Origin of the sequence: Pseudoalteromonas sp. APC 3355 (assembly GCF_030407615.1) — a bacterium.
Lineage (GTDB): Bacteria > Pseudomonadota > Gammaproteobacteria > Enterobacterales > Alteromonadaceae > Pseudoalteromonas > Pseudoalteromonas distincta.
Genome location: NZ_JASDDB010000002.1, coordinates 273634 through 285539 on the forward strand (window position 1 = coordinate 273634; position 11906 = coordinate 285539).

General features: G+C 39.7%; 10 protein-coding genes. 6 read left to right on the forward strand and 4 right to left on the reverse strand.

What is annotated here, in order from left to right:
• Positions 1 to 58: 58 nt before the first annotated feature.
• From msrA to QMA08_RS04540, 3 genes are all read right to left on the reverse strand, one after another.
• Positions 59 to 595 (reverse strand): peptide-methionine (S)-S-oxide reductase MsrA, encoded by a 537-nt coding sequence (gene msrA / locus QMA08_RS04530; RefSeq protein ID WP_024595951.1) that lies wholly within the window; start codon positions 593 to 595, stop codon positions 59 to 61.
• Between the two features lie 85 nt (positions 596 to 680).
• Positions 681 to 3779, reverse strand: a complete 3099-nt coding sequence (locus QMA08_RS04535) for an efflux RND transporter permease subunit (protein ID WP_024603401.1) — start codon at positions 3777 to 3779, stop codon at positions 681 to 683.
• 3 nt (positions 3780 to 3782) lie between these two features.
• Positions 3783 to 4835 carry an efflux RND transporter periplasmic adaptor subunit gene (locus tag QMA08_RS04540; protein WP_002958748.1) on the reverse strand — a complete coding sequence of 351 codons (1053 nt, stop codon included), beginning with the start codon at positions 4833 to 4835 and terminating at the stop codon, positions 3783 to 3785.
• A 246-nt stretch (positions 4836 to 5081) separates the two neighbouring features.
• Here QMA08_RS04540 and QMA08_RS04545 point away from each other — a divergent pair, with 246 nt between their 5' ends.
• The 6 genes from QMA08_RS04545 to QMA08_RS04570 all read left to right on the forward strand — a co-directional run bounded on the left by QMA08_RS04545 (position 5082) and on the right by QMA08_RS04570 (position 10550).
• A complete protein-coding gene (locus QMA08_RS04545; protein WP_024596874.1) occupies positions 5082 to 5786 on the forward strand; it encodes a DUF2982 domain-containing protein in 705 nt (234 codons plus the stop codon).
• A gap of 22 nt (positions 5787 to 5808) precedes the next feature.
• Complete coding sequence (locus tag QMA08_RS04550) at positions 5809 to 6141, forward strand: hypothetical protein (protein WP_024596875.1); 333 nt, start codon at positions 5809 to 5811, stop codon at positions 6139 to 6141.
• A 69-nt stretch (positions 6142 to 6210) separates the two neighbouring features.
• A complete protein-coding gene (locus QMA08_RS04555) occupies positions 6211 to 7860 on the forward strand; it encodes a DUF1566 domain-containing protein (RefSeq protein ID WP_290173795.1) in 1650 nt (549 codons plus the stop codon).
• A gap of 9 nt (positions 7861 to 7869) precedes the next feature.
• Entirely contained in the window at positions 7870 to 8388 is a 519-nt protein-coding gene (locus QMA08_RS04560; protein WP_024604441.1) for a DUF1566 domain-containing protein, read from the forward strand.
• A gap of 165 nt (positions 8389 to 8553) precedes the next feature.
• Positions 8554 to 9471, forward strand: a complete 918-nt coding sequence (locus tag QMA08_RS04565) for an AAA family ATPase (protein ID WP_165744853.1) — start codon at positions 8554 to 8556, stop codon at positions 9469 to 9471.
• A gap of 11 nt (positions 9472 to 9482) precedes the next feature.
• A complete protein-coding gene (locus QMA08_RS04570; RefSeq protein ID WP_182711517.1) occupies positions 9483 to 10550 on the forward strand; it encodes a general secretion pathway protein GspB in 1068 nt (355 codons plus the stop codon).
• Positions 10551 to 10603: 53 nt separating this feature from the next.
• Here the strand turns inward: QMA08_RS04570 and QMA08_RS04575 are convergent, their stop codons facing one another.
• On the reverse strand, positions 10604 to 11797 hold the full coding sequence (locus tag QMA08_RS04575; RefSeq protein ID WP_182711518.1) for an HD-GYP domain-containing protein: 1194 nt from the start codon (positions 11795 to 11797) through the stop codon (positions 10604 to 10606).
• Positions 11798 to 11906 lie beyond the last annotated feature (109 nt).

Below are 11906 nucleotides of genomic sequence, written 5' to 3' on the forward strand. Positions count from 1 at the left end.
AAAGCCCGACTTATGTCGGGCTTTTTAATGTGTAGCTAAGTTTAACTACTAAAATTAGCTAGTCAGCTAAGAACTCTTTAAATACGGTTTCAAACTTGTGTAACTTAGGTGCTATTAAAATACTACAGTAACCCTGCTGTGGGTTTTCGTTATAGTAATCTTGATGATAATGCTCTGCTGGATAATACGTAGTGGCAGGGCTGACTTCTGTCACAATTGGCTCAGCGACATGGCTTTGCAGTTGAGCTATCATTTCGTTGGTTTGCTTAAGTTGCGCTTCATCGTGATAGTAAACCACACTTCTATATTGTGTGCCTATATCGTTACCTTGGCGATTCAATTGTGTTGCATCATGCAGTGTGAAAAACATTGCTAAGAGTGTTTCAAAGCTAACTACAGTCGCGTCAAATTCAATTTTAACAACCTCAGCGTGACCGGTTGTGCCTGAGCATACAGAATCATATGTTGGGTTATTTGTTTCACCGCCGGTGTAGCCAGAGCTTACGGTTAGTACGCCATTTACACGTCTAAATGCAGCATCTATACACCAAAAACAGCCGCCACCAAATGTTGCTACTTGCGTTGTTGAGCTCATAAGTATTCCTAAAATGTATATGGGGTTTAAAGGCGAGCATAAATTGTATGCGCCGCAACAACAAGGTTACGGCGCAATTAAGAGGCTAGATCTCTTCGAAAGGTTTTTCAGCGGCTTGTTTGTCTAATTTTTGCTGTAAAAATTCAGGTGATTGAGTGTTACGTGCAAGTGCATAATATGCAGCAGGTACAACAAAAAGAGTTAGTAGGGTCGATACAATAACCCCAGTAAACACGACTACACCTATCACCATACGGCTTTCAGCGCCCGGACCTGAAGCAAGTACTAAAGGTACCGAACTCATAACCGTAGTCAGCGAGGTCATAATAATAGGGCGCAAACGCTGAGTTGCTGCTTGCAAAATAGCTTCACTAAATTCAACGCCTTTATCGCGTAGTTGGTTAGTAAATTCTACAATCAAAATACCGTTTTTAGCACTTAGCCCTATGAGCATGACAATACCTATTTGGCTGTAAATATTTAAGGTAAGTCCTGTAGCCCAAAGTCCGAACATAGCGCCCATTAAACCAAGTGGTACGGTAAGCATGATGACGAACGGATGCATAAAGCTTTCAAACTGTGCTGCCAGTACTAAAAAGGTAACAGTGAGTGCAAGTATAAATACGTAGGTCATCGCTGATGCGCCTTCGTAATAAAGCTGCGACTCGCCTTTGTAATCTACGGCGCCATCTATATCGTTTTCTTGCGCGGCTACTTCGTTTAAAAAGTTAAGCGCTTGCTCAAGCGTATAACCGTCGGCTAAGTTGGCGCTTAATGTAATTGCGCGCATACGGTTGTATCGGTTTAAGCGCGATGCGGTTGCTTCTTCTTTTAAGCTGATAAGGCTATCAAGTGGGACTAGTTCACCGCTTCGTGATTTAAGATATATATTTGAAATGTCAGTAGGGTTAGTAAAGTCTTCTTTAGTCCCTTTTAAAATTACATCGTATTCTTCACCACGGTCAATAAAGGTTGTAACACGGCGCTGGCCAAGCATTGTTTCAAGTGTACGGCCTACATCAGATACAGAAACGCCTAAATCAGCGGCCTTGTTTTTATCTATGCTGACTAAAAACTGCGGGAAGGTTTCTTTATAATCATGATCGATTCTTACTAAACCTGGGTTTTGTTCAGCACGCTTAATTATACGGTCACGCCAATCGGCAAGTTGTGCATAATCATTACCTTGCAATACAAACTCAATAGGGCGAGATGAACCACCACCGCCAATACCACGGCGCATAATGGCAAATGCACGAACATCGGTAACTTCTTGCATTTTACCGCTTATTTCGTCCATTACTTCCCATGTTGAGCGTTTGCGTTTATCCCAATCGGCCATACCAACAATAGCAACACCGCCGCTGCCACCCCAGCCAGGTACTCGAACAAGTACGCGACTTAGCTCACCTGCTTGCGAGTAAGGCATTAAGCGTTCTTCAATTTTAGCCATATTAGCGGCATTATTTTCATAACTTGCGCCCTCAGGGCCGCTCATCATAATAAAGAACGTGCCACGGTCTTCTTTTGGCGTTAGCTCAGAGGGGACTTGTAAAAACAACGAGTAACTAACAAAGCCCGCTAATAATAGGCTCACCATTAAACCCCATTTACGGGTTATGTTGGTGGAGAGTGAATTACGGTAACTTACTTCAATTTTAGTAAACTGGCGGTCCATCCATTGGCTAAATTTATTTGGTTTGTCTGATACTTTAAGTACTTTAGAACACAAGGCTGGTGCGAGAGTCAGCGCTGTAACACTTGAGAAAAATACGGCAGCACTTACCGCCATTGCAAACTCAGTAAATAATGCCCCTATACGGCCATCCATAAACACCAATGGCACAAACACCGATATTAGTACAAGCGTGGTTGCGACAATGGCAAAACCAACTTCACGCGCACCTCTATATGCAGCTAGTAATGGCGGCTCACCCAGTTCAATACGACGGTGAATGTTTTCAAGCATTACAATGGCATCATCTACTACTAAACCAATAGCCAGTACTAAGGCAAGTAAAGTTAGTAAGTTGATTGAGTAGCCCATTGCTAATAAAAACATAAAGCTACCAACAAGTGCGACCGGTACGGTAACCGCAGGAATAAGCGTTGCTCGTATATTGCCTAAAAACAAAAATATAACGAGTACGACTAAACCCATAGAGATGGCAAGTGTGCTGTAAACTTCACTAATTGATTCTTTAATAAATACAGACGAATCGTAGCTGTCTTGAATTGTGGTGCCTTCAGGTAGGTTACGTTTGATTTTTTCAAGTTCACTGCGTGCGTTATCTACTACGGTAAGCGTGTTTGCTTTAGCTTGTTTTACAATTCCTAGGCCAATCATGTTGCGCCCGTTACCACGAAATAAGCTTTCGTCATCGGCAGCTTCTAATTTTACGTCGGCAACTTCACCTAAACGCACTAAATAACCTTCTTCACCACGTTTAATAACAAGGTTTTTAAAATCGCGCTGATCTTTATAACTACGTGCGGTACGCACGGTAAAGTCGCGATCTATTGATTCTATTTCGCCGGCAGGTAATTCAACGTTTTCTGTACGCAGTGTATTTTCAATATCGCTCGAGGTAATGCCACGTGCAGCCATTGCTTGGCGGTTTAGCCAAATTTTCATGGCGTATTGGCGCTCACCACCAATACGCACGTTAGATACACCATCTACAACGGCTAAACGGTCAACGATAAAGCGCTGTGCGTAATCAGAGAGCTGTAACGAGTCCATTGTTTCGCTGTTTAATACAAACCATGCGATTGGGCTTTCATCACTATTTGACTTAGACACTTCTGGTGGGCGTACCTGATCGGGTAAACTATCAAGTGCACGTGCTACACGTTCGCGTACATCGTTAGATGCGGCATCTATATCGCGGTTAATATCAAACTCAATGGTAATGTTTGAACGCCCATTACGACTAGATGAGTTTATACTTTTAATGCCTTCAATACCGGAAATTCGATTTTCTATTATTTGCGTTATTTTTGTTTCTATAATTTCGGCAGAAGCACCTGTGTATTCAGTGCTGATATTTACTATTGGTGTTTCAATATCAGGGTACTCACGAAGTGGCAGCATAGTAAATGCAACCAGACCAAAAGTAAGAAGCAGTAAATTAATTACTATGGCAAAAACGGGGCGTTTAACGCTAGTATCAGTAATTTTCACGTATTACCCCTTTACGCTTACTTTACTACCAGAGCGAATTTTTATTAGCCCTTCAGTAACAATTTGCTCGCCATCATTTAAACCTTCATCGATAGCAACCCAGCCATTATTTCTGCCAGCAACATGCACTTCAACCTTATTGGCTACTCCGTCTTGAATTTGAAAAACAAAGTGTTTGTCTTGTAAAGGGATAACCGCTTTTTCTGGCACCATTAAAGCTTGGTTACTGCTTAGCTCAAGTGCTGTATTTAGTAACATACCAGGGCGAAGTAATCCTGATTTATTAGCAAAACTTGCAGTTACTTCAACACTGCGTGTTACCGAATCAATACGCGAGCTAATATGCGTTACCTTGCCGTTAAATGTCTGCCCTGGGTAGGCATCGTTTTGGGTAAGTACTTTCATACCTATGTTTAATTGTGCTAAATATTTTTCAGGTACTTTGAAGTCAACTTTAATAATACTAATATCATCAAGTGTGGTGATTATTGTTGTGTTGCTTACGTAGGCGCCAACTGATATTTCACGCTTACCTAACAGGCCTGAAAATGGCGCGGTAATAGTCATTTCATTTAACTTTGTTTTAGCGCTTTCTAGTTGAGCTTCAGTGGCATCAACACGAGATAATTGTTCTTCAAGTAATGACTTTGCCGTTGATTGCGAGCGTGAAAGTTCGGTAAGGCGATCTAACTGGCGTTTTTCCTCACGTAAGTTAATACCGAGTTCTTTAACTGCAAGTTGCTCTTGTTGGCTTTGTAACTGTACTAATTTTTGTCCTTTACTGACTAAGTCGCCATCTTTAAAATATATATCTGTGACATAATCGTTTTGCGCACTTTTTATATAAATAGCTTGGTTTGCACGTGCACTACCGATGGCCTCTATCATCACTGCGTTTTCCTCAGAAGTAACAGTATGAGCCGTTACTTGGGTAGACATTTGTGATGAATCGGCTTGTTCGCCGTGGCTAGCGGGTAAATATAAATAAACGCTAAATATTAGAAGTAACGTAATAATAAATGGAAAAAGTGCTTTACCTGATTGTCTTGAGTACATTGATTTCATACCTGAAAATGAATTGTAAGTATTGTACGAAATAAGACCGTGAAAAGACGGTTATGTATCTCATAAATTTGTGCGTTAAGCGTAAAAGTAAATAAGATTTATTCATTGTTCCTATTTTGTTGAGGAAAAAGCGGTAATGTATGAAATTTAAAACTAGCTGTAACTTATGTATAACAATAAGAAAGGTCATAATTTGGGGCATTATTATGTTTGTTTTTTATATGGTGTTTTACCGATATGGATAAATCTGACAATGTCATTAAGTTTCGGGCACAGGGCGCGCGAAACGCAATTGAGGCGATTGTTGTAGGTGCTATAGGCTTAGTCTTTATTATGTTATTTAATTTACTGAGGCCGGGTGAGATTAGCATACTTGAAATATTTTTAGTGAGCTTGTGCCTTGTGGCTATTTTTATTGGATTTTTAAAATCTCAAGAACCATACCATAGCCTTATATTGAGCGAATCTGAGCTCGTTTATTGCCACAAGTACGGAGCTTGGTGTATGCCTCATAGTAACTTTCATCACAGTGGAATACCCAAAGTAGAAGATGGCTTTGACTATTTAGAATTAAATGCGGTTGGCGTTAAGGTAAATGATATAGACGACTTTTTATCAAGCATAGCGCCTAGAATTGCAGGGAAATTATTAATAGAGCAGCGTAATTTATTTATGCAAGTTGTTCAAAAACATTGCAAAAATGGCAATTGCCCATCAGAATGGTTAATAGAAGATACACATTACACATCCCATAAAGGGATAAGCTATACTGGGCTTATAGCCATGTTTGCTAATAGAACTAAGCACCTTCAGCAGCTAACAGGTTACGATTTATTATTGCCTGCCAGCGTGTTAGATAGAGATATTTGGGCATTTAGTGCTAACTTAAATAAGTGGAAGCGCGAGCCTAGTCAGTTTATAGCGTCGCAGCTTAGTAATTAAGCTACGACTGTAGGAAAGAAAAATGAGTCAAGAGAGAGCCTTTTTAAAAAGTGGTCGAAACACCATAATACATAAAGATAAAAAGCATGATTTAGTGATTGTAAACTCTGAAATTCATCCTCGAATTAAAGTAACGCAACATGGTCTGGAGCCATTTAAAGAAGAATTACCTAAAAACCGCCGTGATGCAAAAGAGCGTTATTTAGAAATGGTATATGTAAGTAGCGCTGATGTATTTGGCGAAGAAAAGCAGTTGCTGTTTATTCAAGCTCTAGACGGGCGTGAATACAAAATAGATTACAGTAAAATCGGTACGAAGTTGTTTGTACGTATTCATCAAGACACATATATGTAGTACTTTAATGGCATCTTTATTGCTAGTGATTACACTATAGTAATTATTTGACATAATAAGGTGCTGCGTATGAAAGCGTTTGCTTTAATCCCCCTCATTTCTTGTAGTTTACTGAGTGCGTGTGGAGGCGGTGGCGGTGATAGCGATAATACAGTTGTTGAAACGTCTGTTAATGCTGGAGCCGATTTACAAATTATCGAAAAATCTGAATTTACCATCACAGCACAAGGTTCCCCCGCTGATGGTACGTTTTCATGGCAACAAGTTAGTGGCCCAAGCATAGAAGGTTTCCCCCTTGAAGGCGCTGAGCAAACACTTACTGCACCTGACGTAAAAACTGATAGTGAAATAATATTAAGAGTGAGCTATCAAAGTACAGGTAGTAGCGCTGTTAGTGACGACATTTCTATTTCAGTGAGCTCTGATAACCAACTACCTCTTGCTGTTGTTACACAAACATCTCCTGAAACACTTCCCTCTGTATACAAAGATACAGTGACTTTGAGTGCCCTAGAGTCGAGCGATCCTGATGATAATGGTCAAATTGATAGTTATTTGTGGCAATTGCTATCGGGTCCTGATTTAGATATTGAGAGTTTTAATGAATCAACTCTTAGCTTTTCTCATCCATTACTTGAAAGCAACGTGAATTTATCTTGGCAGCTAACTGTCACTGATGATGAGGGTGGCGAGGCGAGCACTCAATATTCAATGACACTCAACAAAACAAATGAGTTAGTAGATGCAAATGCAGGCGCAGATCAAAATGTTGAAGAGTTTGAACAAGTAACGCTTGATGCAACAAATAGCGAAACAGTTACCGATACCTATAAGTGTAAATGGCAACAACTTACCGGTAATAGCGAAACATTAAGCAATAGCGACCAATGTACAACGACATTTTTTGCCTCAAATGTTGATACTGAGTCTACATTGAGCTTTGAAGTCACGGTAACCGACTCAAAAGGACGCACCGATACAGACTCTTTATTTGTTGATGTATCACCCAAAGCACTTGGACTCATCAACGATAGTGGTGTTGGTGAGTGTTATAACAATACTCAACGTATTAATTGTGAGAGTGATGACTTTCCAGCGCAAGATGCAGAGCTTGGACGCGATAGCTATGCAAACCGCTTAGATAAAGTTGGCAAAGGTAATTTAGCGTTTGATTACACTAAACTTAATGAGTTTGCTGATGAAGTTGGTGATGATAGTAGTGACTTTACCTGTATACGCGATAATGTTACTGGGCTTGTATGGGAGGTGAAAAGTGTGGCATCTGGCACGGTACCAAATACTTCGTTACGTGATGGTCAAAATCATTACTTTTGGGATGTAGGGAATACGACTTTTACCGATACCAGTACAGCCAATTCAACGTGTCCGGACAATACAAGTTGTGGAGTACAAAGTTATATAAACGAAGTTAATGATTTAGATTTTTGTGGTGGTACAAACTGGCGATTACCTACTTATACAGAGCTTTTGAGCTTAATTGATTACGGTAAACAAGGGCAAAGTATATTAATTGATGAGGCATTTTTTCCTAATATGCCAAGTGAAAGTGCATTAAGCCATTTACGTTACTGGACCTCACAGACAGCAGCTGATGGTACCAGTTTATCTCAAGCGTATATCATTGATATGAGTGATGGTAACGACCTTGCTTATCCAAAAGAAAATACTGCTTATGTACGTTTAGTTAGAAGTCGTTAGGAGAAAATAATGAAATTAAAATTACTCTATGCACTAGCAACTATAAGCTTGAGCTTTAATATTGCAGCGGCGCAAACGTGCTACGACGGTGCAGATACCACAACACCGACAGATAGATTTACTATAAATACAGATGGCACAGTGTCTGATAGCGAAACAGGCCTTATGTGGCAACGCTGTAGTTATGGGCAAACTTATAATACAGAGACACAACTTTGTGAAGGTTCAACACCTTCTCTTACTTGGCAAGAGGCACTACGCGGTGCTAAAAATGATACAACCGCAGATTACGATGATTGGCAAATGCCTAACATTAAAGAATTGGCGAGTATTTTAGAGCACAGTTGCACAGAGCCGAGTATTAATGAAGACGTATTTTTGGGCACTAAGCTTCAAAACTATTGGTCAAATACATCGGGTGTAAGCACGATGAGCTCAGCGTGGGTTTATCAATTTGATAGCGGGTTGAATAGCTTACATGCTAAAACCAGTAATGTGTATTTACGATTAGTGCGCTACGAAGAGTAAAATGCATACTAAGATTAGACAGACAAAAGTGCAGCCTTAAAACAGCTGCACTTTTTTGTTTTACATAAATTTACGTTATTTCAATAATAAAGCGCTTACAACGTTGTCACTCAGCGCATTTTTTTGCCATTATAGGCCGTGATTTAATTACGAAGGAACATCACGGTGTATTTAAGCTATTTTGGCCTGAACGAAAAACCTTTTTCGATTTCGCCCAACCCTCATTACTTATTTTTAAGTGAACGACATAAAGAAGCCTTAGCACACCTTACCTATGGATTAGGTGAAGACGGTGGTTTTGTATTATTAACAGGTGAAGTAGGTACAGGTAAAACTACAATTACCCGCAGTATGTTAGAGCAGCTTCCTGAAAACACTCAAGTAGCGATGATCCATAACCCAGCGCTTTCAGAGCTGGAGTTATTAGCCAGTATTTGTGATGAGCTCAATATTAGTTACGATGTTCATAATGCGACGCTTAAAAGTCTTACCGATATTATAAAAAAGCATTTAGAGACTAATAATAAATCGGGCGGGCACACTATACTTATTATTGACGAAGCACAATTACTTGCCCCTAACGTGCTTGAGCAATTACGTTTGCTGACAAATATAGAAACCGATCATAAAAAATTATTACAAATAGTATTGGTTGGTCAACCTGAGCTGCAAGACCTTTTGAAGCGCAACGAATTAAGGCAACTTGCCCAGAGGATAACGGCTCGTTACCATTTATTACCACTTACGCAAGGCCAAACAGTCGCTTACATAAAGCATCGGTTACATATTGCAGGGTGTGATAAAGGAATCTTTTCGATGGATGCCATGCAAGCTGTTCATCAATTAACTGGCGGTGTGCCACGATTAATGAACTTGGTATGTGAGCGTGCTTTAGTTGGGACTTTTGCAAAGCAGCAGTTGATAGTTGATAGCGATATAATAAAAAAATCAGCCCATGAGTCATTACCCATGGATTTTGTAGCACCGGTTAACGAAGCTAACAAAGCAACGTCATTTGTACCCTATAGCCTTGCATTCGCTGCTTTATTTGCCGTAGGCATTGGGCTTTCATTTATTTTATAGTTAGGTAAGTTATGTCTTATTTATTAGATGCGCTAAAGCAGTCGCAGCAATCAGATATGAGTGCTGAACAGTACGACTTACAATCTGAGCAGTTAAAGCAACAGCAAGCACTTAAGCGTTATAGACGATTAGCATTAGTATTTGGTACAAGCTTAGCTGCTTTTATTGCGGTAGCGGGTGGCTTTACCGCCGGAAAGTGGTTTCAAAGTACGACTTTATTAAACGCAGCGGAACCCGCTGTAATTAAGGTGGTGAAAAGCGAAAAATCATCGCCTAACAAAGAAGTTAAAGAGGAAGGTGCTGAAACTGAAGCTGAAAAACAGCAAGTAGCTAAGTTGGAGTCTGCTAAAGTAGCTAAGTTGGAGCCTGCTAAAGTAGCTCCAACAAATACTGCAACGATTGAAGGGCAACTTGTGCATGTGCAAACCCCCAATGGTGTACAGCAAATGTTATTAACCCCAAATGGTCAGTATATTCCTATGCCGTCGAGCCAGGTCACGAGCGCAGCAGGTTATAATCAGCAAAACATGCAACAAGTAATGCCTGTTCAAAATTATAATCAGCCAGCGTTTAACCCACAAAGTAATTACAATCCAAATAATGCACAAAACACTGCGGTATTTGGGCAAAATCAAAATACCGCATCGGCTCAACTTGATATGAGTAAATATAAAGTATTGGGTAAGCCAATTAATGGCAGCACCCAATCTCAACAGACGAGTGACCCTGAGCTTGATGCTGTGCCTAAAACTCTTAAAAATGCATTTGCGCAAGCTATACAAGATGTCGAAAAAAACCAAGATTATGAAGTTACTCAAGCGTCAAAAACGTCATCACGTGTTGAGCCTGTTGAGTTATTACCTGATGGTTTGCAATCAATGTTACCTAGTATTAAATATCAAGCGCATATATATTCATCGAGTGCTGATAAACGTTGGATCAAGCTAAATGGCCGAGAATTACACGAAGGAGAAAGCATAGGAGCTCTAACAGTCACAGAAATTACACCTGAGCAAAGTGTGCTAGATTTTGATGGTTATGAGTTTAGCTTAAAAGCTTTGCAAGACTGGCCGCAGTAAGCGCTTAGTTATCATGTTGAGAGCTCGGTAGAATATTGAGCTCTCAATAGTGCTTAGGATAATATTGAATTTTTATAAAAGCGTTCTAAATCAATGTTATATTCTTTAGGTTTAATCGCTGACTCAAGAGTGTCTACAGTTTTTTTATTAGATAAATCAATATCTTTTACTTCGGTGTAGCGGCTATGCTTAGCGCTGTAAAATGTTTTAACGACAGGTTTTAGTGGTGCCCCCGGATTACTCTCGGTGACCAAACCCACTCTTTGACTCGATAACCTTACAAGCGTTCCTACCGGATGGATGCCAATACATTGAATAAATTTATTAAGCAGCACAGGATCAAAGCTATCAGGGCACCCGTCTTTTAATATTTTAAACGCCTTTATTGGCTCCATGCCTGCTTTATAAACACGTTCTGCGGTAAGTGCATCATAAACATCTACAATTGACGCCATACGCACATACTGACTTATCTCGTCACCTTTTTTACCAAACGGGTAGCCTTTACCATCGAGTCTTTCGTGGTGCATACCTGCAATATCTACAGCGATTCCTGTTAAGCCAGAGTCTTCTAATATCTCTTTACTGAAAAGCGAATGCATTTTCATTATTTTAAATTCGTCGTCTGTAAAGCGGCCAGGTTTGTTTAGCACTTCATCAGGGATTTTTATTTTACCAATGTCGTGTAATAGTGCGCCGGTAGTCAGCTCAACAATAGTGTCTTTCTCTATATTTAAGTGTTTTGCAAAAATACCCATTAATATTGATACATTAATTGAGTGCTCAAGTAGGTAGGCATCTTTTTGGCGCATTTGGGTAAGGCAGGCTAGGGCATCTTGATTTCTAAAAACAGAATCCATAAAGCCACTTGCCAGTTCTCTAAACGGCCCTATATCTATATCACGGCCAGCTTTTATATCTTTAAATGCTTTTATTTGCAGTGTTTTTGCTTCGTCATAAAGCTTTTTTGCTTTTCCCATTTCTTGCTCAGCGCTGTTTATTTTTTGCCAAGGATTACGCTTTATTTTTGTTGTAGGTGTAGCGATAGTATCTTTTTCAGGGACTGAATCAATGAGGGTTTTATCTGGGTCGATTTCTACTTCTAAAATACCTGCTTTTATCAGGTTATTAATACCAGCTTGAGTTTTAACCCAGCCTTGGTTTTTAATTTTAATGCTGCCAGTTTGTTTGGTAACGCTTTGCACAAACATACCTGGGACTAACTTAGTAATAGGAATGGTTTTCAATTTTACGGCTTCAGTTGCTAATCTACTTTTAAACTAACAAACTTATACGTAACGACCAAATAAAAAAGGCACTTTACAGTGCCTTATTTTATTTTTTAGTAAAAAAGCA